The 24,983-nt window shown below is 54.9% G+C and carries 21 protein-coding genes; 12 read left to right on the top strand and 9 right to left on the bottom strand.

The genetic code is table 11. The features are described from left to right. Window positions 1-97: 97 nt before the first annotated feature. From GO013_RS13870 to GO013_RS13850, 5 genes are all read left to right on the top strand, one after another. A complete protein-coding gene (locus GO013_RS13870) occupies window positions 98-1,447 on the top strand; it encodes an MATE family efflux transporter (RefSeq protein ID WP_163812109.1) in 1,350 nt (449 codons plus the stop codon). 134 nt (window positions 1,448-1,581) lie between these two features. Further along, complete coding sequence (locus GO013_RS13865) at window positions 1,582-2,352, top strand: type III pantothenate kinase (protein WP_163812107.1); 771 nt, start codon at window positions 1,582-1,584, stop codon at window positions 2,350-2,352. 154 nt (window positions 2,353-2,506) lie between these two features. Next, window positions 2,507-3,793, top strand: coding sequence for a phosphopyruvate hydratase (eno, locus tag GO013_RS13860; protein WP_163812106.1), 1,287 nt, complete (start codon window positions 2,507-2,509; stop codon window positions 3,791-3,793). Between the two features lie 157 nt (window positions 3,794-3,950). Continuing rightward, window positions 3,951-4,841, top strand: coding sequence for a hypothetical protein (locus GO013_RS13855; protein ID WP_163812104.1), 891 nt, complete (start codon window positions 3,951-3,953; stop codon window positions 4,839-4,841). A gap of 87 nt (window positions 4,842-4,928) precedes the next feature. Beyond that, window positions 4,929-5,858 carry a DMT family transporter gene (locus GO013_RS13850; RefSeq protein WP_239057876.1) on the top strand — a complete coding sequence of 310 codons (930 nt, stop codon included), beginning with the start codon at window positions 4,929-4,931 and terminating at the stop codon, window positions 5,856-5,858. A gap of 8 nt (window positions 5,859-5,866) precedes the next feature. Here GO013_RS13850 and GO013_RS13845 read toward each other — a convergent pair whose 3' ends face one another. The 8 genes from GO013_RS13845 to GO013_RS13810 all read right to left on the bottom strand — a co-directional run bounded on the left by GO013_RS13845 (window position 5,867) and on the right by GO013_RS13810 (window position 13,783). Further along, window positions 5,867-6,223: a PilZ domain-containing protein gene (locus GO013_RS13845; protein ID WP_163812102.1), complete on the bottom strand. Its 357-nt coding sequence runs from the start codon at window positions 6,221-6,223 to the stop codon at window positions 5,867-5,869. Window positions 6,224-6,342: 119 nt separating this feature from the next. After that, a complete protein-coding gene (gene glpX, locus GO013_RS13840; protein WP_163812100.1) occupies window positions 6,343-7,326 on the bottom strand; it encodes a class II fructose-bisphosphatase in 984 nt (327 codons plus the stop codon). Between the two features lie 9 nt (window positions 7,327-7,335). Then, entirely contained in the window at window positions 7,336-9,300 is a 1,965-nt protein-coding gene (tkt, locus tag GO013_RS13835; RefSeq protein ID WP_163812098.1) for a transketolase, read from the bottom strand. A 25-nt stretch (window positions 9,301-9,325) separates the two neighbouring features. Then, window positions 9,326-9,766 (bottom strand): ribose 5-phosphate isomerase B, encoded by a 441-nt coding sequence (gene rpiB / locus GO013_RS13830; protein WP_163812097.1) that lies wholly within the window; start codon window positions 9,764-9,766, stop codon window positions 9,326-9,328. Between the two features lie 12 nt (window positions 9,767-9,778). Next, window positions 9,779-10,093, bottom strand: coding sequence for a hypothetical protein (locus GO013_RS13825; RefSeq protein WP_239057875.1), 315 nt, complete (start codon window positions 10,091-10,093; stop codon window positions 9,779-9,781). Then, on the bottom strand, window positions 10,090-10,974 hold the full coding sequence (locus tag GO013_RS13820) for a hypothetical protein (protein ID WP_163812095.1): 885 nt from the start codon (window positions 10,972-10,974) through the stop codon (window positions 10,090-10,092). The genes GO013_RS13825 and GO013_RS13820 overlap by 4 nt, the downstream gene beginning before the upstream one ends. Beyond that, window positions 10,971-12,719 (bottom strand): tetratricopeptide repeat protein, encoded by a 1,749-nt coding sequence (locus GO013_RS13815; protein WP_163812093.1) that lies wholly within the window; start codon window positions 12,717-12,719, stop codon window positions 10,971-10,973. Before GO013_RS13815 ends, GO013_RS13820 begins: the two co-directional genes overlap by 4 nt. A gap of 32 nt (window positions 12,720-12,751) precedes the next feature. Beyond that, complete coding sequence (locus GO013_RS13810) at window positions 12,752-13,783, bottom strand: RNA polymerase factor sigma-32 (protein ID WP_163812091.1); 1,032 nt, start codon at window positions 13,781-13,783, stop codon at window positions 12,752-12,754. A gap of 278 nt (window positions 13,784-14,061) precedes the next feature. On the opposite strand from GO013_RS13810, the gene GO013_RS13805 reads away from it, so the two are divergent. The 4 genes from GO013_RS13805 (at window position 14,062) to selD (ending at window position 19,066) form a co-directional block, all read left to right on the top strand. Beyond that, window positions 14,062-16,479, top strand: coding sequence for a homocysteine S-methyltransferase family protein (locus tag GO013_RS13805; protein ID WP_163812089.1), 2,418 nt, complete (start codon window positions 14,062-14,064; stop codon window positions 16,477-16,479). Between the two features lie 267 nt (window positions 16,480-16,746). After that, on the top strand, window positions 16,747-17,544 hold the full coding sequence (locus GO013_RS13800) for a YkgJ family cysteine cluster protein (RefSeq protein ID WP_163812087.1): 798 nt from the start codon (window positions 16,747-16,749) through the stop codon (window positions 17,542-17,544). Next, window positions 17,522-18,007: a D-glycero-beta-D-manno-heptose 1-phosphate adenylyltransferase gene (rfaE2, locus tag GO013_RS13795; RefSeq protein WP_343219573.1), complete on the top strand. Its 486-nt coding sequence runs from the start codon at window positions 17,522-17,524 to the stop codon at window positions 18,005-18,007. The genes GO013_RS13800 and rfaE2 overlap by 23 nt, the downstream gene beginning before the upstream one ends. 9 nt (window positions 18,008-18,016) lie before the next feature. Continuing rightward, window positions 18,017-19,066 (top strand): selenide, water dikinase SelD, encoded by a 1,050-nt coding sequence (gene selD / locus GO013_RS13790; protein ID WP_163812086.1) that lies wholly within the window; start codon window positions 18,017-18,019, stop codon window positions 19,064-19,066. Here the strand turns inward: selD and GO013_RS13785 are convergent. Beyond that, a complete protein-coding gene (locus GO013_RS13785) occupies window positions 19,063-22,161 on the bottom strand; it encodes a PAS domain S-box protein (RefSeq protein ID WP_163812084.1) in 3,099 nt (1,032 codons plus the stop codon). The genes selD and GO013_RS13785 overlap by 4 nt on opposite strands. A 152-nt stretch (window positions 22,162-22,313) precedes the next feature. Here GO013_RS13785 and rocD point away from each other — a divergent pair, with 152 nt between their 5' ends. From rocD to GO013_RS13770, 3 genes are all read left to right on the top strand, one after another. After that, window positions 22,314-23,513 carry an ornithine--oxo-acid transaminase gene (gene rocD, locus GO013_RS13780; RefSeq protein ID WP_163812082.1) on the top strand — a complete coding sequence of 400 codons (1,200 nt, stop codon included), beginning with the start codon at window positions 22,314-22,316 and terminating at the stop codon, window positions 23,511-23,513. Between the two features lie 81 nt (window positions 23,514-23,594). Continuing rightward, complete coding sequence (locus GO013_RS13775; RefSeq protein WP_163812080.1) at window positions 23,595-24,320, top strand: metallophosphoesterase; 726 nt, start codon at window positions 23,595-23,597, stop codon at window positions 24,318-24,320. Between the two features lie 242 nt (window positions 24,321-24,562). Further along, the gene (locus GO013_RS13770; RefSeq protein WP_163812078.1) at window positions 24,563-24,886 is read left to right on the top strand and encodes a cytochrome c; all 324 of its coding nucleotides are present in this window, start codon (window positions 24,563-24,565) and stop codon (window positions 24,884-24,886) included. Window positions 24,887-24,983: the final 97 nt, after the last annotated feature.

The raw sequence follows: 24,983 nt of genomic DNA, 5'->3' as shown, positions 1-24,983 counted from the left end.
GACAGCATGTCATCTTAGAACACAGCGTTGAACTGAGGGAATTCGTCTGTGGCAAACAGTGGCTGCTTTTTGGGAATTTTGGGTTCAGGAAAAGAGTATGGAACATTTTTATAGTAGAAAGTGGTCGTTTTTCGACTACCTCCGATTTGTCATGCCGTCTGTCTTCAGCATGTTTCTGATTTCGCTGTATCAGATTGTGGACGCCTTTTTCATTGCGCGATATGCCGGGCCGCTGGCCATGGCTGCGGTCAATATCATTTTGCCATTTTTCTGTTTCACCTTTGGCATGGGGGTGATGCTGGCAGCTGGATCGAGTGCGATCATCGGTATCGAACTGGGCAAGGGACAGCCCCGAAAGGCGCTGGCTCATTTTTCCCTGATGAGCGGAGTGCTGTGCCTGCTCATGGTTATGATCATTGGACTGACCGTGTGGTGGGGGACGGATACTCTTGCACGCCTGCTCGGTGCGACAGATGCCTTGCTGCCGTATTGTGTGGGGTATCTGAATACGTTTATCGTGGGCTTGGGCGGGTTGGTCCTGCAAGTGGCTGTGGAATATTTTATGCGGCTCGATGGGCGTCCCGGCGGGGCATTCCTGACCTCCTGCGGCGCGGGTCTGACCAATATCGTGCTCGATTATGTCTTCATCGTCCGGATGGGCATGGGGATTGAAGGTGCGGGGATTGCTTCTACCGCTGGCGTGCTCGTGGCCATTGGCATGGGCGTGGTGTATTTTCTGTTCAAGTCCAAACGACTTCGATTCGTCAAACCCCGTCTGGATGTTCGTTTTTTGCTGGGGGCCATGGTCAACGGGTCTTCGGAGATGGTGTCGGAGATGTCGGCCGGAGTGAAAACCCTGGTCTTCAATTACATGGTCCTGCGCTATGCCGGGGAATTTGGGGTGGCCGCGCTTTCGATCATGATGTTTATCTATTACTTGTTGTCTTCGGTGCATATCGGACTGAGCGTTGGCGTGGCTCCGGCCATCAGCTTCAATTACGGGAAACGGAATTTTCAGAAAATCCGGCAGTTGGTGCGAACATCCGGGATGACCATGGCGTTTGCCTCCATCGTGACCTTTGGTGTGGCTATCGTGTACGGTGGGGATATCATCGCGATTTTTGCCAAGGGCGAACAGGACGTGATCACCATTGGCGAAGGGGGGATGAACATCTTTGCCTTCAGCTTTCTGCTGGAAGGCGTGAGTATTCTTGCTTCCGGTTTTTTCACAGCGGTGAATAATGGCAAGATTTCCGCGCTGATTTCGTTTTTGAAGTCGTTTGTTTTCACTTTGGGATTCGTCATGCTTTTGCCGCCGTTTTTGGGATTGCAGGGAATCTGGCTGTCTGTGCCCATGTCGGAAGTCGCGGCTGTGGGCATGTCGGTTTTTTTCTACCTGCGCTATCGGCGACAGTATGTCTGCCCGGACAGCTCGAAAAACGGATAGGTACTTGCTTTCCAGTCAGTCCGATCTGTCGGAGGTTGTCCCTGTCTGCTCTGGATTTCCGCGAGTATTGTGGTGTGAGAAGCACCTTGTTTTTTGTGTGAAAAGAAGCGAAAGTTCTCTGCAAGGAGAATCGTATGGGCAAGATAGTGCTTTTTGATGCCGGAAATACCAACACCAAATTGTGTCTGGCCGATGACCAGGGACTGGGCGAAAGCTATACGCTGCCGACCCGTCCGGCCAATACTGACGATGATTGGGGACTCAAAGTGGAATCCATTCTGTCGCGGGAAGGCGTGGATTCAGCCGATATTGAGGCGTGTATCATTTCCAGCGTGGTCCCGCCCCTTGATCCGTTGATTTCCCGGATGGCCCGGCGATTTCTTGGATGTGAGGCCCTGTTTGCCGCCAGGGATTTGCCGATCGACATGGATAATGAATACGCCCGGCCCGAGCAGGTTGGAGCGGATATCCTGGTCGGCTGTTATTCGGCGCGTATGACCTATGACACCGGAAATCTCATTGTCATTGACTTCGGGACTGCCACCACGTTGGCGTGTGTGCAGGAAACCGCATTCAAGGGCGGGTTGATTTGTCCCGGGATTCTGTCCTCTGCCGGAGCCTTGGCTGGCGGCACGGCAAAACTGCCCAAGGTGGATTTGACCGTGACTGATGAAGCCCTGAAATGGGGGACCAGCACGGAAGAGTGTTTGAATCAGGGGCTTGTTTTCGGATTTGCGTCCATGGTGGACGGACTGGTCCAGAAATTGTCGGTTCAGCTGGATGATCCGTTTGTGGTTGCCACTGGCGGATTGGCCCGGACCATTGCCCAGGTTTCCGAAACCATTGACGAACTCCGCCCGGAACTGGTGCTGGAGGGATTGTGGATGGCGTATTATAATCGATAAGTCTGTGTCAGAGCGGTTTCAGGGATGGTGGTGCAAGATAATAACTGCGATCCCTGAACGGTGCATATATAGAATTGAGCATTGCGGGGAATTCATCTAGAATCCCGCACATCAAGACGTTTATTTTTTTCATCAATCATAGAAGGAGACTCCCATGAGTACCATCGTCGGCGTTTGGGCGCGTGAAATTCTTGATTCTCGCGGTAACCCTACCATCGAATGCGAAGTTTTGTTGGAATCCGGCGTCATTGGCCGGGCAGCCGTGCCTTCGGGCGCATCGACCGGAACCCGTGAAGCGCTTGAGTTGCGTGACAAGGAAGATCGATACAACGGCAAAGGCGTGCAGCAGGCCGTTGAAAACGTGCGTGGCGAAATCGCCGGGGCGATCATCGGCATGGACGCGGTCCGTCAGGTGACGCTTGACTATGCGCTGATCGACCTCGATGGCACGGACAACAAGGACCGCCTGGGTGCCAACGCCATGCTCGGCGTCTCCATGGCCGTCGCTCGTGCCGGTGCCCGTTTTCTGGGATTGCCCTTGTATCAGCACATTGGCGGCATGAACGCCAAGTTGTTGCCTGTCCCGATGATGAACATCATCAACGGTGGCGAACATGCTCCGAACAACCTGGATATCCAGGAATTCATGATCATGCCCGTGGGTGCGGAGACCTTTGCGGAATCCCTGCGCATGGGGGCCGAGGTTTTCCATTCCCTGAAGAGCATTTTGGCCAAGGACGGTCATGTGACCTCCGTGGGCGATGAAGGTGGATTCGCTCCGAACCTGAAATCCCACGCCGAAGCCTTCCAGTACATTACCCGCGCCTGTGAAGCCGCAGGGTATGAACCTGGTCGGCAGATCGGTTTTGCCATTGATGCCGCAGCGTCCGAATTTTACAAGGACGGCAAATATGTCTTGGCCGGAGAAGGCAAGACCTTCTCGTCCGCTGAACTGGTCGACTTTTATGATGACCTGACCTCCAAGTTCCCGCTTATTTCCATCGAAGATGGGTTTGCGGAATCAGATTGGGATGGATTTGAACTCCAGACGGAAAAGATGGGTGAGCGTGTGCAGCTTGTGGGTGACGATTTGTTTGTCACCAACGCCGACATCCTGGCCGAGGGTATTGATCGGGGCGTGTGCAACTCCATTCTCATCAAATTGAACCAGATCGGGACAGTGACCGAGACGCTGGACACCATTGAGCTTGCCAAATGCGCCAGCTATGCCAATGTCGTGTCCCATCGTTCCGGTGAGACCGGCGACCATTTTATCGCCGATCTGGCTGTTGGCGTGAACGCCGGACAGATCAAGACAGGCTCCTTGTGCCGTTCCGACCGGTTGGAGAAATACAACCAGTTGCTGCGGATTGAAGAGGAACTTGGCGACGACGGTATCTACTACGGTCCCGTTCTCGGTGGGAGCTTTTTTGACGAGTAGCCTGTGTTCAGGGACCGGGTGCCAAGCACGGTGACCGGTTCATCATTTTGAAAAAAACGGACCGCCTTGAAGCATACAGCTTCAAGGCGGTTTTTTTGTGGGTGAGGACAACGCGGACTGAAAAAAAATACATTTTGTCCATAAAGATATGGATTCAGTGTCCGATAAGAAATGTATGCAGATTCAAGCCGCGCATCTCAACCATGCCTTCATGCAAAAATTGCAGGCCAGACAAAACCAAGGGGAAAACCTTGGTGCTGCCGCTGCTTTGCTTGAGACGCAGCCTTCGATGCGGCTCGGCCAGATGGCGCATATCAATACTGCAACCGTGGGCGTGCAATTGGTCCGGAAGCCTTCTGCCATGGCGCAGGGGCAGACTGGCGGCATCTCCGGCGGTTCGGATTCGCTTGGATCAGTCTTTGCCAACGAGGTCATTCGTCGCATGGGCGAAGTTGACGGTGAAGACGGGCAGCCCAAGGATTCGTCGGAATTCCGGGATTCACTTGCTTCCGCCATGGACTGGATTCGCGAACGGTTTGGTGATGAAACCGCTGCTGCTGCATCAGGCATGGTGCTTCAAGCCACGTCTTCAGAGGTGTCTGAAGAGACCGTGGGCACGGGGTTGCTGAATACCTTGCAGTTTATTGACCGAAATTTTGGGTATGCTGCCGGTGACGCGGCCATTTCGCGGTTCAACAGCGGAATCAATGACGCGGCCAATACATTTTTCGACAACGGCAAGAATGAAGTCTTTTTCGTGGCAGACGCTCCGCCGCAGGATGGACCGAGTACCACACAGGATCAGACACAACGGCTTGTGGTGCAGGGATTACCGCCGATTTCGGCGACCAGTGAGGCCGATGCGTCGCTCACCGCCGTGCTTGATGAACTCAAGGGCGAGTTGGATCAGATTGCTGAACTTCAGGATTTATCCAGCACGCTCGAATCGAAATTCAATCCCACCGCAGCCAATCGCGAGTCCGCCGTGGCCGCGTATCAGGCCCAGCCGTCATTTGCTGAACCGCAGTTTACCAGCCAGATGGTCTAGCCAGCCTGTCCAGCTGATTTTCTTTATTTTTCAATTTGTCCCGCCCGGAAAAGGGGTGGGTTTTTTTTGGGGCAACGGTGTCTCTATATGTCTAATCTTCTTGACATGATTGCCGAAATGCCTACTCTCCGCCCCATGAACTTCTTGACTCCGGGTATGCGGTACATGCTCATTGGTACCTTCCTTTTTTCTCTGGGTTCGTTGTCCGTCAAATTGGCGGGAATACGGGTGCCAACCTCAGAGATCCTTTTCGTGCGGGGTATCATTGGTGTGGTGCTGTGCTGGTACATCCTGCGCAAGGCCGGGATCGGCGTGTTCGGCACGCGAAAGTTCGTGTTGCTCATGCGAGGATTCCTCGGTTTCGCATCCATGCTCGCCGAGTTTTATACCATCGTGCATTTGCCGTTGGCCGATGCATTGGTGCTGTTATTTTCCCATCCGATCGTGGTGGCCCTGCTGGGCTGGTTGGTTTTGCGAGAGCGTGTCTCCAAGGGCGGGATGGTCGCCGTCCTGATTTCGCTGGCTGGAGTGGCGGTGGTGTGTCGTCCGGGATTCCTGTTTGGAACCGGTTCGGCCATGGACCCCTTTCTGCTCGGTGTGGCGTTGCTCGCCGTGTTGCTGACATCGTTGGCTATCCTGACGGTGCGGAGTCTGGCAAAAACCGAACACCCTGCGGTTGTCATGTTTTATCCCCCACTTTTTATTGCCATGCTCGCCCCGCTTTTTTCGAGCGATTGGGTTATGCCATCCTTGACGGAGTGGTGCATGATTCTGGGGGTGGCCGTGTTCATGAACGCCGGGCAATATTACATGACCCGGGGGTACGCCATTGAATCCGCCGCCAAGATTTGTGGCATTTCGTGTCTGGAGATCGTGTTTGCGGTTGTCTGGGGATTCATGTTTCTGGGTGAAATTCCAGATGTGTGGACCGTGCTCGGCGGTTCCCTCATTGTCTTTGGCACGTTGATTTTGGGTAAAAGCGGACAGACTCGTCCGGCTCCGGCTCAGAAGGACTGACCTTCGAATTATTTCTCTTCAAAAATTTGCAGGAGTTCGTCGTCGATCTCGTCTGGTTGTTCCGCATTGAGCGTGACCAATCGATGGAGAAAGGTGAAACTCAGGTCATCCATTTCCGTGAAACGCATGGCGGATTCGGTGGTGCCTTGTCGGACTATTTCACCATCGATCACGATGCGAACACCGGGGGATAGGGGAAGATGAAGTTCGCACCGGGTTCCGGGATTGCAGTCTTCGCATCCTGTGAGCAGTGCGCCCTTGAGGCTGATATTTCGTGTGGCGACCGGGATGACCACGTCATCGATGGAGACATAGGCTTCGAAATCGGCTGAAACTCGGGTGCTGCGGCGTTTGTTGTGCGACATGGCACTTTCCCTCCTGCCTATACGAATAGCATACAATTCCCGATCACTCAAAATCATGGCATGAAAAAGCCCGGAACGCAGTGTGCGTTCCGGGCTTGAAAGGCAGTGTTTCGTGTGGACTAGTCGTATTCCACGGAACTGATTTGCATGAGCGTTTCCCAATTGTGAATCGCTTCAACGTAGCGGATCGTGCCGGTCTTGCCGCGCATGACCAGTGAAGAGGTCTCGGCACCGTGACCGTGATAGGTCACGCCTTTGAGGAAGGTGCCGCCGGAAATACCGGTGGCTGCGAAGAACAGGTCTTCGGATTTGACCAGATCGGACACAGTGAGCACGCGGCGAACATCCATGCCGAATTCGGCCAGGGCGTTCTTTTCCGTTTGTTTCTGCGGGTCGAGCTTGGCGAACATCTCTCCACCCATGATACGGATGGCAATGGCCGAAAGCACGCCTTCGGGGGTGCCGCCGGTTCCCATCATGACATCGACTTCGCAGCGCGGGTCAATGGCCATGAGCGAACCCGTGATATCGCCGTCAGTGTGCAACTGAATGCGTGCACCAGCTTCGCGGATGTCGGAAATCAGTTTTTTGTGACGGGGTTTGTCCAGCACGAAGACCACCAGATCGTCCACATCCTTGTCCAACGCGCGAGCGATGAGCTTCAGGTTGTGGCCGGTCGGGGCTTCGATATCCACGACATCTTTTGCCTGTGAGGGCACAACGAGTTTCTGCATGTAGTAACTCGGGCCTGGATCGAACATGGCTCCGGCTGGGGCGACACCGACAACGGCAATGGCGTTGGGACGGCCATTGGCGAGCAGGTTGGTGCCTTCCAACGGGTCAACGGCGATATCGACTTTGGGACCATGGCCCAGGCCGAGTTTTTCACCGGCATAGAGCATGGGCGCATCGTCTTTTTCGCCTTCGCCGATCATCACACGGCCTTCGATTTCCAATGTATTGAAACAAAGGCGCATGGCATCGACAGCCGCTTGGTCAGCAGCGATCTTGTCACCTTTACCAAGCCAGCGGGCACAGGACAGTGCTGCGGCCTCGGTGACACGGACCAGGTCCAATGCGAGGTTTTTTTGTGGGGCTTCCATCTGATACTCCTAGTATTTCTCTCGAATCATTCGGGCAAAGTTTTCCGGGGTGAACCCGTATTTGTCAGACAGGACTTTGCCGGGGGCACTGGCACCGAAATGGTCCAGGCCGAGGACGACGCCGTTTAAACCGACGTATTTGTGCCACAAGGGGGTGCGACCGGCTTCTGCCGCGGCTCGGGCCGTGACATCTGCGGGCAGCACTGCATTTTTATACGATTCGGGCTGATCGTCAAATAGTTTGGTCGAAGGCATGGATACCACGCGGACGTTGCGCTTGAGCAACTTGGCTGTTTCCAGACACAGAGCGACTTCCGAACCCGATCCGATCAGGATGAGGTCGGGAGTGCCTTCGCAATCCTTGAGCACATAGCCACCCTTGCGGGGACCATCGACGACCGCTGGATACTCGGCGGGGTCGAGCACCGGAAGTCCCTGACGGGTCAGGAAGATCGTGGATGGGTGCTTTTCCTGCTTGAGCGCGATGTCGAGACAGACGGCTGTTTCCATGGCATCGGCGGGCCGCAGGTCAATCAGGTCCGGGATCAGGCGCAGGGAGCTGACGTGCTCGATGGGCTGATGGGTCGGACCGTCTTCGCCCACCCAGAAGGAATCGTGGGTGAACACATACAGCACCGGCAGTTCCTGAAGAGCGGACATGCGGATGGCATTGCGGCAATAGTCGGCAAAAGTCAGGAATGTGGCACCGAAGGGCATCAGGCCGCCGTGCAGTTGCAAACCGTTCATGATGGCGGCCATGGGAAATTCCCGGACACCAAAGGCGAGGTTGCGTGCTTCGTAGCCATCCACCGCGAAATCACCATAGGTGTCGCGGAAATGCTGTGTCTGGTTGGACGGATCAAGGTCGGCGGACCCACCGACCAGGGTCGGCAGGGAGTCCATGACCGCATTCAGGCAGGAACCCCAGGCCTTGCGAGTGGCCATGGTTTCGCCGGGAGTGAATTCCGGCCAGTCGATGACGCGTTCGGAACGCGGCATGGTGACCTCTTTCCACAGGGCGGCGAAATCAGCGTCAGCCAGTTTCGCATCGACCGTGTTCTGCCAGTCGGCAGCGGTTGCGCGCAGATCGTCAAACCGGGACTGGAAATTGGCGACCACGTCTTCGGGGACGTAAAAGTCGTCGGCGGGCAGGCCGAGTTTGTCCTTGGTGGCCAGAATTTCTTCTGCGGACAGCGGCGAACCGTGGGTCTTGTGACTCCCTTCCATGGTGGCGCAGCCCTTGGCCATGGTGGTGTGTCCGATAATGATGGTCGGCTTGTTTGTTTCGAGCTGACCTTCCTTGATGGCGGCGCGGATTTCGTCCTGATTGTGTCCGTCCACTTCCAGCACCTGCCAGCACATGCCTTCAAAGACCTTGCGATGGTCCATGCAGTCCACCTGGCTACAGGGGCCGGCGAGCTGGATCTTGTTGGAGTCATAGTACACGATGAGTTTGCCCAGTCCCCACAGACCGGCCAGGGAAGCGGCTCCGAGAGCCACCGGCTCCTGAATGTCGCCGTCGCAGGACAGGGCGTAGGTGTAGTGGTCCATGACATCGCTGCCGAGTTTGGCGCGCAGGTGCGCTTCGGCTGCGGCGAATCCGACGGAAACGGCGAATCCTTGTCCCAGCGGGCCGGATGTGGCCTCGACACCGGGGGTCATGTTGACTTCCGGGTGGCCGGGAGTGATCGAGCCGAGCTGGCGGAATTCCTTGAGATCATCAATGGAGAGCAGGCCGTTCAAGTGCAGCAGGCTGTAGAGCAGCATGGATTCGTGCCCAGCGGCCAAAATGAACCGGTCCCGGTTGAACCAGGTGGTATCATCCGGGTTGGTGTTCAGGAATTCGGAGAACAGGATCGTGGCATAGTCTGAGGAGGACATTGCGCCGCCCGGGTGGCCTGAGTTGGCCTTGGCAACGCCGTCCATGATCAATCCCTTGACCACGGCGATGGTCTTGTCCGTCATCTGTGTCATCGTGATATACCCTTTCTAAAAGTTGTTATTGGGAGACGGTGTCGATGAGATCGATGCGCCGCTGGTGCCGATCACCGCCAAATTCCGTGTCCAGAAAAGCCTTGAGAATGCCCAGGGCCAATCCCTGGCCGGTGACGCGTTCTCCGAGACAGAGAATCCGTGCATCGTTGTGCTCGCGGGCCATGCGAGCGAGAAATTCGTTGGTGCAGAGTGCGGCCCGGACGCCCATGCGGTTGGCGGTCATGGTCATGCCTTGACCCGTGCCGCAGATGAGAACGCCGAGTTTGGTGTCGTCGGCCTTGATTTTTTCGCAGACCTTGGCCGCAAAGAGCGGGTAATCGCAGGAGTCCAGACAGTCCGGCCCCTCATCTTCCACCTGATAGCCCCATTCCTTGAGGGTTTTGACGATCAGGGCTTTCAAATTGAAGCCGCCATGATCCGAGCCGATGACTATGGTTTTACTCACAACAGGTTCCTTTTAACGGTTGGTGTCATGCAGGTCTTTCATGCGTTTTTCCCGGTCGCCTGCCAGTTCGCTTTTCAGCGTTTCGATTTCTTCCTTGAGAAAGGCGATCTGTTTGAGACAGAGTTCCTTCTCGGCCATTTTACCTCTGGGCTGTTCAGCAATCCGCCCGAGCATCCCATATTCCCGATCCAATTCTTTTTCAAGCCTTCTCACTTCAAAGCTGCCGAGCCGGGAGCGAACCAGCCATTTCACTTCCGCAACCCAGGTCTTCAGCCCGAGCAAAAAAATGTCCGTGACGCTTTGATCTTTGGTGTTTGTGTCCATCATCTGTCCTCGTGTGTCACGGGGATGTCCCCGGTTTGTTGGTCATGATTTCCTGCGTCCAGCCGAATGGGAACAATGCCCTCCGGCAGCGGCAATGCGAGCGATTTCGCAGGCCATGCCGTCAGTATAAACTCGCGGGACTTTATGTGCAAGACGCCCTTCTCCCCGGTGTTCAACGTCAGAGTGATCCTGCCTGGCAGGGGGGCCGAGTCAGGGGACACGGTGTCAAATCGATCGATTTCGAGAACCCATCGAGGTGCGTGATCGGACGGGTGTGCTCGTGGTCCCGTGATGCGGACTGGACGGCCTTCCCTGTCGAGTGAAATGGATGATACCACTGGATCGGTCATCATGAAGCGGAAGCCTCCGTCCGGTGTGGAACGTTGTTCGACCGATTTGTATTGTGCGGGCACCAGATCGGAGAACTGGCCGGTCAGGACTCTGCCCAGTTCAGCCACGGAAAAGGGAAACGGCATTCCGAGCCGGGTGACGCCAAGGACCGGGTCGGCATGGGTGTACGCCTCCTTGTCCGAGGGGTAGAAGACCAGCAGGCCGCTGTCGTCCTCGCGAATATGGGCCAACGATGTGCCGATGGACGCGGCCAGATCAAGCCGCATGGTACCGTTGGTGTCGCCCCACAGGGTCATGAGTGTCCGGTTGGTCCGTTTGCGTGGAGCGACGCGGGTGAAATAGAGACTCGCAGTGACCTTGATGGCCGTCGTGTCCTGAGTGACACAGTACTGTTGCCTGAACGCGGTCCAGACCATGTCCGGAGAGGACATGCCCATATCGGACGGTGTTTTGGTCGTACAACCGACAGCCAGCATCAGGAGCAGGGCGACCGCTGATGTCGCCAGGGGCTTCAACAGGGCCTTGTGATTCATAGAGTATTCAGCTTCTTTTTGATGGCGGAGGGATTTGAGTGCCCCAGTTTCAGGGCGTTGGAATATCCCGTGCGCGCTTTTTTGACATGCCCGGCGGCTGCCGCGATGTCCCCGTAATGTTCCCAGATGGTGGGGTCGCTGTCCACGACGTCCACGGCGTAGCGGATGTATTTCCAGGCCGTGTCGAATTCTTCACGTTTGAAATGGACCCAGGCCACGGAATCGAGGATGTACCCGTTTTCCGGGTCAAGGGACGACGCTTTGGTGACCAGTACCAAGGCCCGATCCAGTTCGCGGTTCTCTTCGGCCAGGGTGTAGCCGACATAATTCAGGGCGTCCGAATGGTCGGGGTGAGCTCGGATCACGGTTTCCATCAGGGCGAGTCCCTGTTCACGTTTCCCGGTCGATTCATAGATCATGGCCAGCTTGTAGGTCAGTTCCGGGTCGTTTTTCAGCCGGGCAAGTCCTTCCGTCAGGGCCTGTTCCGCGCCATCGAGATCGTTGTTTTGCCGATGCAGCGTGGATTCGAGTACATAGAAGATCGGGGCATCCGGGTAGAGAGCCTTTCCCTTGAGAGCCAGTTCGAGGGCTTGTTCCTGCTTGCCCTGGATGCTGAATAACTGTGCCTTGAATTGCAGGGCGTGGGGATACAGTCGGTCTGTTTCCTTGACCTTGTCGAGGTATTCCAACGCCTTGTCGGGGTCGTTTTCCCCTTCTCCGGCAATGACCGCTTTGTAGAAATAATATTCTGCCGGGATGGTGCCGCCCGAGATCAATCGATCGAGTGCCGTGGACCCCTGGGCGATGAATCCGTTATTGATGAACATGAGCACCGCGTCCAGAATGAAACTTTTGGACGGCGGTCCTTCCAGCGTCAATTGAAGAGCCTTGGCCGGATTGTTCAATTTGAGATTCAGATTGACGAGTCGGAGCCGGGCTTCGGGAAAAGGCCCATTTTGTTCCAGAATGGAGGTGTAGATTTTTTCGGCGGACACATAGTCTTTGGTCAGTTCATATTGATAGGCCAGCTCGACCAGAGCCTCGGTGAATTTCGGGTCCATGGCGATGGCTTTTTTCAGGGAGGCGATGGCCGCTTTTCGCATACCAAGATTGCCCTGTACTCGGCCCATGATGGACAGGGTGTTTGCTGTGCGATTCTTTTCGGGAATCTGTTTCAGCATATCCAACGCTTTGGCGTCTTGCCCGGCGTCCATGTACATCTGGCCCAATCGTTCTCGGGCCTGAATGTCGTCGGGCTTTACGGCCAGATATTCATGCATCACGTTGATGGCGTCTTCCTGTCGACCATCGGCAATGTAGGAATTGGCCAGATAGATGGTCAGCATCCGATCATTGGGGAAATGGGTCAGGCCTTCCTTGAGTGTGGCGCGGGAACGACTCGTGCCTTCCGGGTGATTCCAGAACAGACCGGCTTTTTCCAGATAGAGTTCCGGGGACGGCTCGACCGCCAGAATCCGGTCAAGTGACTCGACCGCAGTCCTGTGGAGCTGGTTCGCTTCTTCGGCCGTCAGAGTGCTCCGTTTGCCTTCGGAAATGTGCCGTTGCAACCGCTGCATCTGGTCTCGATAGACGAGATAGTCGTAGTTCAGTTGTGCGGACTGACTCAGTGGCAGGTCCACGGGAGTCGGGGCCTTGTGGGGAGCGCACCCCGAGAGGCCGACCAGTGCGACCAGCGCAAAGGCTGCCATTGTTGCGAGTACAGTTGTCCGGTGCGTGTATTTCATCCGTGTATCCCGGTTGGAGCGATCTGGCAGGATTAATCCTGTTCGACCACCCAGTCCTTGGAAAATCCCTTGATCTTGTCCGTCATGTGTTCGCGGATCTTGACCAGTAATCTGGCTTCGATCTGGCGCACGCGTTCTCTGGTGACGCCGAAATGCTCACCGATTTCCCGCAAGGTTACGGGGTCTTCGGATAAGAGCCTGTCATCGAGAATCGTGATTTCCTTTTCATTGAGCGTGGGGCGAATGGCCTTGATGTTGTCCAGCAGGAGATCCACGATCTGGTTGTTGGCGATGGATTCTTCGACGCCTGGTCCCAACGATGGCAGAAAGTCCATCTTGGTGGTGTCGGAATCATCTCCCAACGGGGTGTTCAACGACATGTCGTTTTTGGACAACCGTTGATCCATTTCCACGATTTCGTGTTCGGAGACGCCCAGCCGTTCGCTTAGGACTTCGGTCGTGGGGTCGAACCCCATGGTCTGAAGCCGTTGCCGTTCCTTGTTCAGGTTGTAAAACAATTTTCGCTGGGTCTGGGTGGTCCCGATCTTGACCATCCGCCAGTTGTCCATGATGTATTTCAGGATGTAGGCCTTGACCCAGAACGCGGCATAGTAGGAAAACTTGATGCCTTTTTCCGGGTCGAACTTGGTCACGGCCTTGAGCAGACCAACATTGCCTTCCTGAATCAGATCCAGGCTGTTTTGCATCCACCGTCGTTGGAAGTCCATGGCGATCTTGACGACCAGCCGGAGGTGGGAGGACACTAGCTTGAAGGCCGCGTCCTGGTCGTTTTCTTCCTGCACTCGTTTGGCCAATGCGTATTCTTCTTCCGGCTCCAACATGGGGAATCGGGCGATTTCCTTGAGGTACAGCTGAAGTGGGTCTCGGACCCGGACCTCTTTGGACGTGGTCGGCGGGACAAAGACAGGGAGTTTGGACTCCAGCCCTTCGGCCTTGGCCGGGGCATTGATGGGGACGGCGTTCGGCTCCGGTGTCTTGATGTCCTTTTCGTCAAAGTCCACAATTTCCGGTTCGACCACGGTCGGTGTTTTTTGTGATGTCATTGTCTATTTCGTGCGGGTCTTTTGTTGGACCCTGTTCAATACTTAATATAAAGAGCAAAAAAGGGACACTATAGATTTTATTCTTCCTTATCAATGTTTTTCGGGAGAGCCGAACATGTGCAAATCCTTGCCTTTCCCCGGATTGCTGCGGTTTCTTCCAGAGAAAAAATGCTTGATTTTTCGCGTTTTCATCGCTAAATCGAGATATCTTGATATAAGAATACAATGTCTGTCCCGGTCGATATGTCGATTCAGGGGGAGGCTATACGGAGGATGTTGTGCCCGATTTCAGGTCTATACTTGATGATGACAGAATTTATTTCTTTGACGGCGGTTATGGCACGTTACTGCAAAGCAGGGGCCTTCCGGCCGGGCTTTCGCCCGAGCTGTGGGGGCTGGAACGGCCTGACGTCATCCGGGGCGTGCATCAGGATTATCTGGATGCCGGTGCCAATGTCCTGACCACGAATACCTTTGGCGGTTCCCGGTGCAAGCTGGACGGGGAAGTGGACCCGTATGCCCTGAACAAGACCATGACCGAAATCGCTCGTGACGTGGCCGGGGACACCGCGTTTGTGGCCGCGTCCATCGGACCGACCGGGCATTTTGTGCAGCCGCTCGGAGACATGACGTTTCGCGAGTTGGTAGATATCTACAAGGAACAGATCAAGGGCTGTGTCGATGGCGGCGCGGACCTGATTCTGGGTGAAACGCATTTCGATTTGGCCGAAGCCCGGGCTGTGGTCATTGCCGCGCGGTTGGTCTGTGATCTGCCGGTGGCCCTGTCCATGACCTTTGAAGGGCCGGCGTCGCTCACGGGGACCTCGCCGCTGACCTTTGTGGACACCATGCAGAATATGGGCGTGGAATTGATTGGGACCAACTGTTCCGCTGGTCCCGAGCAGATGCACGACACCTTGCGAGCATGGCAATCCCGGCTGGAAACGCCAACCTTTGCCGAAGCCAATGCCGGATTGCCTGAACTGGATGACGACGGCAACACGTCGTTCCGGTTGCCGCCCGAACCGTTTGCCGAACAGGCCGCCGGATTCGTGGAGCTTGGCGCAAAATTTATTGGCGGGTGTTGCGGCACGACACCTGATCATATCCGCGCCGTTCGGGCCAAGATCGGTGATGCGCAGTGGAAACGGCCCCAGAAAACCGATACCGCCCAGATGGTCCTGACCTCTCGGGCCGTGTCCGTGCCCATCGGGTTCGATCATGCCGGGGTGATTATCGGCGAACGGATCAATCCCACAGGCAAGAAGCAGCTCATTGCCGAGTTGCAGGAAGGCCTTTTCACGGAAGCGCATCGGTTTGCCACAGAACAGATCGAGCTGGGTGCACCTGTGCTTGATGTCAATGTGGGCGCGCCCATGGTCAATGAAGTCGAGTTGTTACCTGAACTGGTCACGTCGTTGATCGGTCGGTTTACCACGCCGTTGTCCATTGACTCGAATGATCCCAAGGCGGTCGAAGCCGGGCTGTGGAATTATCCGGGATCGCCGTTGGTCAATTCCATTTCCGGCGAACCCGGCAAGATGGAAACGCTCGGCCCGCTGTGCAAATTGTTCGGCGCACCGTTCATTTTGTTGCCCATTGTGGGCAAGAAGTTGCCGGTCACTGCCAAGGAACGTCTGGAGGTGATCGCTGATCTTTTGGCCAAGGCCGAAAAGCTTGGCATACCAAAGCGTTTGATTATGGTTGATGCCCTTGCTCTGACCGTTTCATCCAAGCCGGAAGCCGCCCGACATTCCATGGATGTCATGCGGCATTGCCGAGATGAATGGGGGTTGCCGACCACCATCGGGCTGTCCAATATTTCCTTTGGCCTGCCCGCTCGGGAATTGCTGAATTCCACCTTCCTGAGTGTGTCCATGGTCTCGGGATTGTGTTCCTTCATTGCCAATCCCAATTCCGCACGGATTCAGGAAGCGTTGCACGCCACCGAAGTTTTGCTCAACCGGGACGCTCAGGCCGAAAAATATATCGAGAAATATTCCGATTGGACCGGGGGGGACGGGGCCGCACAATCCGGTTCGACTCCGGCAAAGAAAAATAGTGATACCGGGGATATGTCGCCGGTCCAGGCCGCCGTGGTCAAAGGCAACAAGGACGGTATTCTCGCTCTTGTCGAAATCGAACTTGAGGCCGGGATATCCGCGATGAAGGTCGTCAACGACATGTTGATACCCGGTATCTTGGTTGTGGGCGACAAGTACGAGAGCAAGGAATATTTTCTGCCGCAACTGTTGCAGTCTGCCGAGACCATGCAGGAAGCTTTCAAGCGACTGCAACCGTTACTTGAAGAGGATGGTGGGGCCGGGGACAAGCCGGTGGTCATCATGGCGACCGTCGAAGGGGATATCCATGATATCGGTAAGAACATCGTCTGCCTGATGCTGAAGAATTACGGATTCGACGTCATTGATCTTGGCAAGGATGTTCCCGCTGAAACCATTGTGGCCGCAGCCGAAGCAAATAATGCGGCCTTGATCGGGCTGTCCGCGCTCATGACAACCACCATGGTGCGGATGGAAGATACCGTCAAACTGGTCGAAGAACGTGGTCTTGAAACCAAAGTCATTATCGGCGGGGCGGTGGTTACGGAGAAATTCTGTACCGCCATTGGTGCGGCTGGATGGTCCACCGATGCCGTGGCCGCGGTCAAATTGGCGCAACGGTTGACGCAATAAGCGGGTTTTCACGCGTATAGGGGGAGGGGCGCGGTGTGCGTCCCTCCCTTTTTTTGTGCCTTTATGTCAATTGGTGGCGTGGTATGAGTCCAATACGCCGTCGGGTTCTCTATAGATTTTCCCTTTTGAATATTCAGCATTATCGGTCAGGTATCGATAGGAACGGCGGGGCTTTGCGTTCTGTGTCGGCAAGTGCTAGGACATTTGCGGCTCATGGGCGTTCCCGTGAGCCGAAACACTGAGGGCATTCGCCCCGGAGTACTCATTATGCACACTGACGAGACCCAGGAATTTTTGGCTTCACTCCCCGAATTGGAAGAGGGCAAGACCTATCATTTCAAGTGTTATCCGGGCATTGAATGTTTCAACGCCTGCTGTAGTGACTTGGACATGGTTTTGACCCCGTATGACATCATGCGGATGCGTGCGGCCTTGAAAATGTCCAGTATTGATTTTCTCCGTGTCTACACGGTTGGCCATCGGGCGTCTGACACGAATTTCCCGATATTCAAGTTTCGCATGACCGACGATGCGGCCCGGACCTGCGCCTTTGTGACTGACAAGGGCTGTCGTATTTATAACGATCGTCCGGGCGCGTGTCGCATGTATCCTTTGGGTCGTGCCACCAAGCCGGACGGCAAGGGTGGGGTTGCCGAACAATTTTTCGTTGTGAAGGAACCGCATTGCAGGGGCTTTTTGGAAAAGGATGAGTGGACCGGGGCGTCCTGGAAAAATGATCAGGGATTTCAGGAATACACCGCGAGCAATGACCGCTATATGTACATCTTGTCCAAGATCAAGCAGGAAGGCCGTCCTGTTTCCGATAAAATGAGCCATATGGCTACGCTGGCCATGTACAAGATCGATGAATTTCAGCGGTTCATTACGAAAATGCGGCTTTTCGACCGTGTCGAGGTAGACGAAAAGCGGCAAAAGGCGATATTGGACAATGAGCAAGTCGCCTTGGCCTTTGCCATGGACTGGTTTGAACTGATGCTGTTTCATGACACCTCCAAATTGAAAACAAAGGGAGTGACGCCTCGTGGGCCTGCCTGTAAATCCTAAATTGATGTCCATTCGGACCTTCCTGAAACGGAAGGCCGCATTCATGCCCGGCCACAAGCTGGTTTTTACCAACGGGTGTTTCGATGTCCTGCATTCCGGTCATGTGGACCTTTTGACGAGGGCGCGTGCATTGGGCGATTCGCTTATCGTGGGGCTGAACTCGGACGAGTCTGTCAAGATGCTTGGCAAAGGGGACGATCGTCCCGTGAATCCGCAGGATGACCGGGCGTTTGTGTTGGCTGGATTGTCCTGTGTGGACGCTGTCGTGATTTTTCATGAATCCACGCCGCTCGAATTGATAAAGGCCTGCCGTCCGCAGGTGTTGGTCAAGGGTGGCGATTGGCCGGTAGACACGATTGTGGGTGCCGATGTGGTGACAAAAGCGGGTGGCGAGGTTGTGAGTCTGCCCCTGCTTGAAGGATATTCAACAACGGATTTTTTGACGAAAGTCCGCAACAATTAATTGGATCATATGCAGAAATTCAAATTGGTCAGCATGGTCAAAGCCGCTGGTTGAGCGGCCAAGATCGCTCCAGGGGACCTGGAGATAGCACTTTCCGGACTTGAGGTTCGACCCGATACCCGCACGCTTGCCGGAGGCCCTGGCGATAATGAGGACGCTGCCATTGTGGCGTTTCCCGCTGGCAAGGCTCTGGTGCAGACCGTGGATTTCTTTACCCCTGTGGTTAATGATCCCTATCAGTTCGGCCGTATCGCTGCGGTCAATGCCCTGTCCGATGTGTACGCCATGGGTGGCGAGCCGTGGACAGCCATGAACATCGTCTGTTTTCCGCCAAAGAAACTGCCACTTGAGGTGCTGACCGCGATTCTCAAGGGTGGACAGAGTGCGGTGGATGAGGCTGGAGCCGTATCCGCTGGCGGGCATAGTGTGGAAGATGACGAAATCAAGTTCGGTCTGGCTGTTTCCGGTGTGGTTGACCCGGAGCGGTTCGCGTCCAATCGCGGCGTGGAACCGGGGGATGAACTGATTTTGACCAAGCCTATCGGAACCGGCGTGCTGACCACGGCGGTCAAGGGCGAAATGCCCGGCTATGAACCGATGGAATCCGTGTTGTATGAGACCTGTGGCCGACTGAACAAGGCCGGTGGCGAGGTCATTCGTGAATTGGGCGTTCGAGGTGCGACGGATATTACCGGATTCGGACTGGGTGGACATATGTTGGAGCTGGCCAAGGCCAGCGGGGTCCGTCTGGAACTACGCATGAAGAATGTTCCCTTATTGCCGGGGGCGTTGGAAATGGCCTCCATGGGAATGTTGCCTGCCGGGTCGATTTGCAACCGTAATTATTATCTGCCACAGGTGGATGTCGCTGACGGCTTGGACCCCATTCATTTCGATCTCATGTTCGATGCCCAGACCTCGGGTGGGTTGTTGTTGGCGGTCAAACCGGATCAATTGACCCGGGCCATGGACATGCTCATTCATGCCGGAGATGTTGCCGCCCATGTGGGCAAGGCCTTCGAGCATGAACCCGGTGCCGCTTCTCTGTCGATTCTTTAATCAGTGAGAATGGTGGCTTCGGCCATGACCCGCTTGATCTCCTTTCGCAATTTTTCCATGTCAAACGGCTTGGCAATGTAGCCATTCATCCCGGCTTCCATGAAGCGGCGTTTATCGCCTTTCATGGCATGGGCTGTCAGGGCGATGATCGGGATGGATATGTCCATTTCCTCGCGGATGACCCGGGTGGTTTCCACCCCGTCCAGTCCGGGCATTTGTATGTCGGTGAGAAAGAGGTCGAATTGTTCTTTTCGAAGTGCTTCGATGGCCTTTTCTCCGCTGTCCACACAGAAAGGCGTGTGCCCGAATTTCTTGAGAAGCCGCTCGACTACCACCCGATTGACGTGCTCATCTTCTGCGACCAGAACGGACAGCCTTTGCTGCGGTATCGTCTTTAATGCCATTGCCGCGGAATGTATCGGTTTGGCCAGCGGACAGGCCCGGATGGTGAAAAGAATGGTGGTGCCTTCATTGAGTCGGCTTGAGACGTGCAAGGTGCCGTTCATGAGCGAAACCAGTCGGTGAACGATTCCCAGTCCGAGACCCGTGCCTTGATATTTGCGGGTGGTGGACCCGTCCGCCTGGGTGAACGGATCGAAGACGTCCTTTATCTTGTGGGGAGGGATGCCGATGCCGGTGTCAGTGACTTCGAAGAAGATGCTGAGAGTGTCTTCGGTCAGGGTGTTCATGAGTGGGTAGGCTTCGACACGGATGGACCCGTGATCGGTAAATTTGGCGGCGTTGCCCACCAGATTGAACAGGATTTGGCGTAATCGGCCCTTGTCTGCCATGAAGTGTCGGGGCAGATCCGGGTCGATGATCCAGTCCATATCCAACCCGCGTTCTTCCACATCGAGCCGAAAGGTGCCGATGACTGAATCAAGCATTTCCCCTAATTCGAAAGCACTTTCCTCCAATTCCAGTTTGCCGGATTCGACTTTGGACAAATCCAGAATGTCGTTGAGAATCTGTAAGAGATTGCGGCCGGAAGTGAGTGCGGTATCGAGATATTCTCTTTGGGTCGGTTCCAGATCGGAGAGCTGGAGGAGCTGCATCATGCCGAGAACCCCGTTGAGCGGGGTTCTGATCTCGTGGCTCATGTTTGCCAGAAATTCGTTTTTTGCCAGACTGGCTGCTCGGGCATCGACCATGGCGTGTCCCAGTTCGACGGCCATGGTCTTGAGTTCCGTGATGTCCGTCCCCATGTGCATGTGCACCAATTTTCCCTGAATCCATTCGATAGCCCTGTCGTAGTTGAGTGACCATTCCTTGTAGGCGTCTTTGTACCGTTCGGTAATGACGGGACCTTGTGGTTCCCCTTTTTCATTGAGAATTCTGGGCTTGGCGCAGTCGTCACACACCGTGTCACGTCCGCAGATGTGCTTGTGACAAGGGGTATTTTTGTCATACGGACCAAAACGGTTTTTCATGTGGGCGTTCATGAAGAGAATTTCATTGGTTTCCAAGTCCGAGACATAGATGTTGGCGCTGATACCGTCGAGAATGGTCAAGAGTCTTTGGTGGGCCTGTTTGACTTCTGTGATGTCTGCCACCATGGCAAATGCCCCGAGGTGTTCGGCTTTTTCCGAGCTTAAGGGAGAGGCGGACACCAGCCCCCAGACAATGGAGCCATCCTTGCGAATGAATCGGCGTTCATATCGATCCCGTTTCCCATGCATAACTTCTTTTGCGTGGGTGCCGAAGGCTTCCAGTTCTTCGGACAACAGGAAATGGGTGTATCGTTGGCCAATGATGTCAATGGCGTCGTATCCAAGGAAGTTGGCCATGATGTCGTTGACATACGTGATCCGCCAATCCGTATCCAGTCCGACGACTCCCTCATTTGCTGTTTCCACAATCAGTCGGTATTGCTCCTGAATTTTTTTTCGAGCCGCTTCGGCGTATCGGGTGTTGGTCACGTCTCGGGCATAAACGGCAATGGTGGTGATATCATTGTCATCCACCACGGGATAGATCACGCTTTCGAGCATTCGGTTTCCCCAGACCGTGTCTTTGGCGATGGGACGTTGTGCGGTTTTGGCTTTGGCAAAGCCCGCCTGAACTTCCTTTGCCAGCATTTCCGGCATGAAATCAAAGACATTGCACCCGATAACGTTTTTCTTGGATCGCCCGAGAATTTCGGCCAGTGTCTGGTTGGCGGCAAGAATTGTTCCTTCCAATTCAAACAATCCTACGGGTTCCGTAATGGCATCCAATAGGGCGCGGACGGCATCCTGACTCTTTTTGAGTCGTCCCTCCATTTCCCGACGGTCAGTAATATCTCGTGACGATCCCACTGATCCCAACCATGTACCGGAGGAGGCCCAGAGTGTCTTGATGACAGACTCTACCCAGACCGTGGACCCGTCTTTGCACAAAATTTCCAATTCCAGGCGGCTGAAGGTGAAATCATTGCCTGACAGGGCCTCTCGGCGTGCTGTTTCATAGGCATCCATGAGCGTGGCTTTTGAGGCGGGAGTCATGGATTCCGTGCAGGTGGTGCCGATGAGTTCTCGAGGGGCGAATCCGCGAAGGCGTTCCACGGACGGGCTGACATAGGAATACACGAGATCCGGATTTAACATCCAGATGACGTCATCGGTGTTTTCCGCCATGAAGCGGTATCGTTCAAAGGACTGATCCGCTTCGAGTTCCGCTTTTTTCTGGGCCGAAATATCCCGGATGGTGCGCCAGGTGCCACCAAGCCGATGGGCATTATTTTCGCAATCCCAGAAGGAAACTTTGACTTGAACACGGTGCCCGTCTGCATGGATACATTCTGTTTCAAGTTCTTTTCTTTTTTGATTTTTTTGGATCATATGGCGAACGAGTTGCTGTTCGCTTTCACGTTTTTCCGGCGGGGTGAAGTGCTGTGGCGTCTTGCCGATCAGTGCTTTGGCCGAATAGCCGATTATGTCACAAAAGGCCGGGTTGACTTTGAGTATGACATCTTCGGCGTTTGTGTACACGAGACCATCTCTGCTTGATTCGAACAGGGCCTTGAAGCAGCCATCGTCGATTTCGAAATCCAAGCCTTTGTCACGGCAATGTCCCGGCGTGGCTGGTTGTATGCTTTTGTGTGTCTTTTTGGACATATCCGTCGTTTTTCCCTCTGGTCGAATGTCGTTATTCCCCTGCTTTGAGGTACACGGTTTTAAGAATAAATACCAACGCTATTCTTCCTGGCTTGCTGCAATGGTCAATGAGGGGTAGTCTGAAAGTATCTCTGAAAATTTCGGGAGGAGCCATGCGATCTGAGCAATATGTCCTACTTGAAGAAGAATTTGGAGCGCACAATTACAAACCACTCGATGTGGTGCTTGAACGGGGAAAAGGTGTTTGGGTCTGGGATGTGGACGGCAAAAAATACATGGATTGCCTGTCCGCGTATTCTGCGGTGAATCAGGGGCATTGCAATCCGAGTATCCTGCGGGCCATGGTTGAACAGGCCAGGAAACTGACCCTGACGTCTCGGGCCTTTCGTAACGACCAGCTTGGCCTGTTGTACAAGGAGTTGTGCGAGCTGACCCATTCTCACACGGTCTTGCCCATGAATTCCGGGGCCGAAGCCGTGGAAACCGCGCTCAAGGCGGTTCGGAAATGGGGATACATGGTCAAGGGGGTTCCCGAGGACGAAGCGGAAATCATCGTGTGCCGGAACAATTTTCATGGCCGGACCATTTCCATTATCTCGTTTTCCACGGACCCGGTTTCGACCACCGGATTCGGCCCGTTCACCCCGGGATTCAAGGTGGTGGATTTTGGTGACGCGACAGCCTTTGAAGCCGCGATTACCGAGCGAACCGTGGCCTTTCTCGTGGAACCAATCCAGGGTGAAGCCGGGGTCATCATCCCGCCTGAAGGATATCTCAGGGATATTCGTCGAATGTGCGACGAGCACGGGCTGGTGTTGATTCTCGATGAAATTCAGACCGGGCTGGGGCGGACCGGGACCATGTTGGCCGAAGAACATGAAGGTATCGAAGCGGACCTGACTCTGATCGGCAAGGCGTTGTCCGGTGGGTTCTATCCCGTGTCAGCCGTGCTTTCCAATGCCGAAGTGCTCGGGGTGTTCAAACCTGGCGAACATGGGTCCACTTTTGGTGGCAATCCGCTGGCCTGTGCCGTGGCTCGGGCCGCACTCAAGGTGCTTGTGGAAGACAACCTTCTCGCAAACGCTCGGGAAATGGGTGCGCTTTTCATCAAGGGACTTCGGTCTATCGACAATCCGAAGATCAAGGATGTTCGCGGTCGCGGATTGTTGCTGGCCGTGGAGTTTCACACGGACGCTGGGGGCGCACGGCAGTATTGCAAGCGACTCAAGGACGCGGGGCTTTTGTGCAAGGAGACCCATGAAACCATTATCCGATTTGCGCCGCCACTGGTCATCACCCGGGAAGAGGTGGAGTGGGCACTTGAACGGATTGTGCCTGTGCTCAGTGAATGACCGTGATTGTTGGCCGAAATCCGGTCTGGTCGCGTGTTCCGGTTTCTTGCCGTCTGTGGGTGAAGTGTATAGGATTGCGTCATGAGTCGCATTGCCATCATGTCGGATATCCATGCCAATTTCGAGGCGTTGCAGGCGGTTTTTGCCGACCTGGACCGGTTCACGGTGGACGGGGTGTATTCCCTTGGCGATCAGATCGGGTACGGGCCACAGCCACAGGAGTGTGTGGACCTGCTTCGTGAACGCGATGTGCAGTGTCTCATGGGCAACCACGAACAAGGACTCATCAATATTTATTACCTCCGGAGATTCAATCAGCCTGCGGCAGACGCCTTGCGTGCGACCCGTGAAATGCTGTCCGAAGATGCGTATCAATGGCTCGTGTCCCGGCCCAAGACCCGAGTGGTCCTCGGATGTCGGTTGGTCCACGGAACCCCGCCGGACAGTGTGGGCGACTATCTGTGGTCCCACGAAAAAGACATGAATGCGGTTTTTTCCCGGTATGCGGAAGACGTCTGCTTCGTCGGGCACACGCACGATCTGGTCCGCTACGTCCATCAGGGCAGTTCGTCGGAACAATATTCTTTGCCGCAGGGTGACATTCTTCTCGAACCGGCGATGCGGCATCTGGTGAATATCGGGTCCGTGGGACAACCACGGGACGGAGACAACCGCGCCAAGTACGGCCTCTTCGATCTCGATTCCCGTGTCCTGACCATGCGTTTTGTCCCGTATGATATCCAGAAAACTGTGGATCGTATTCGCCGACACGGCTTTCATCGTGCCTTTGGTGACCGCCTCTGGTAGTCGTCCTCTTTTCTCTTTTTTCATAAATCGTTTCATTTCCTGATCACCCGGGAGCACCGCACGGTTGTGTTGTGGTGCCCTTTTTTTTGCGACTTCTGGTTGACACCTATACCCCGTATAGGTATACGACGATAGAAAGTATACCTAAAAAGCAGGGAATACTGTTCATGAATGCGACCGTATGATACGGCGGAAAAATGGCATCCCTGTCGTGTTGAACCAACATGTTTTCTGGAGGAATTATGCATCGTACTTTTACTGTGACTGTGGCGTCTGTTCTGATGACTGTCTTTGTCGTGTCCATGGCCTTTGCCATGGGGGATGGAAATGCCCGCAAGGGGAAATTCCTGTACCGCAAAAACTGTCGAACCTGTCACAATGGCACCCAGGCTCCTGACTTGAGTCCGGCTGATCGGACTCAGGCCGAGTGGACGGATACATTCAAGAATGAGACTTCGATTCCGTGTGCCGGAGAGTGGGGAGTTTCAGACAAGGATGTGAACGATATCTTCACCTATCTGCACGATTATGCAAAAGACTCGCCGTCTCCGGCCAAGTGCAGCTAATGCGGTGTCCGGTGGCATGGCGGCCCTGAGTCGCGATACGCCGGGCGCGTGTGACATCAGCAATGGTCCCGGCATCACGCGCCCGAGGGAAGGCGGG

This window comes from Pseudodesulfovibrio sp. JC047, from assembly GCF_010468615.1.
Lineage (GTDB): Bacteria > Desulfobacterota > Desulfovibrionia > Desulfovibrionales > Desulfovibrionaceae > Pseudodesulfovibrio.
This window is presented reverse-complemented; position numbering and strand designations above follow the sequence as displayed.

Coding starts and splice junctions, on each gene's coding strand:
- GO013_RS13845 (WP_163812102.1), bottom strand. CDS start 6,223: ATGTCGCACAACAAACGCCGCAGCACCCGAGTTTCAGCCGATTTCGAA.
- glpX (WP_163812100.1), bottom strand. CDS start 7,326: ATGGAAGCCCCACAAAAAAACCTCGCATTGGACCTGGTCCGTGTCACC.
- GO013_RS13770 (WP_163812078.1), top strand. CDS start 24,563: ATGCATCGTACTTTTACTGTGACTGTGGCGTCTGTTCTGATGACTGTC.
- GO013_RS13785 (WP_163812084.1), bottom strand. CDS start 22,161: ATGTCCAAAAAGACACACAAAAGCATACAACCAGCCACGCCGGGACAT.
- eno (WP_163812106.1), top strand. CDS start 2,507: ATGAGTACCATCGTCGGCGTTTGGGCGCGTGAAATTCTTGATTCTCGC.
- GO013_RS13825 (WP_239057875.1), bottom strand. CDS start 10,093: ATGATGGACACAAACACCAAAGATCAAAGCGTCACGGACATTTTTTTG.
- rocD (WP_163812082.1), top strand. CDS start 22,314: ATGCGATCTGAGCAATATGTCCTACTTGAAGAAGAATTTGGAGCGCAC.
- GO013_RS13800 (WP_163812087.1), top strand. CDS start 16,747: ATGCACACTGACGAGACCCAGGAATTTTTGGCTTCACTCCCCGAATTG.
- GO013_RS13865 (WP_163812107.1), top strand. CDS start 1,582: ATGGGCAAGATAGTGCTTTTTGATGCCGGAAATACCAACACCAAATTG.
- GO013_RS13815 (WP_163812093.1), bottom strand. CDS start 12,719: ATGAAATACACGCACCGGACAACTGTACTCGCAACAATGGCAGCCTTT.
- GO013_RS13820 (WP_163812095.1), bottom strand. CDS start 10,974: ATGAATCACAAGGCCCTGTTGAAGCCCCTGGCGACATCAGCGGTCGCC.
- GO013_RS13810 (WP_163812091.1), bottom strand. CDS start 13,783: ATGACATCACAAAAAACACCGACCGTGGTCGAACCGGAAATTGTGGAC.
- GO013_RS13775 (WP_163812080.1), top strand. CDS start 23,595: ATGAGTCGCATTGCCATCATGTCGGATATCCATGCCAATTTCGAGGCG.
- tkt (WP_163812098.1), bottom strand. CDS start 9,300: ATGACACAGATGACGGACAAGACCATCGCCGTGGTCAAGGGATTGATC.
- GO013_RS13850 (WP_239057876.1), top strand. CDS start 4,929: ATGTCTAATCTTCTTGACATGATTGCCGAAATGCCTACTCTCCGCCCC.
- GO013_RS13870 (WP_163812109.1), top strand. CDS start 98: ATGGAACATTTTTATAGTAGAAAGTGGTCGTTTTTCGACTACCTCCGA.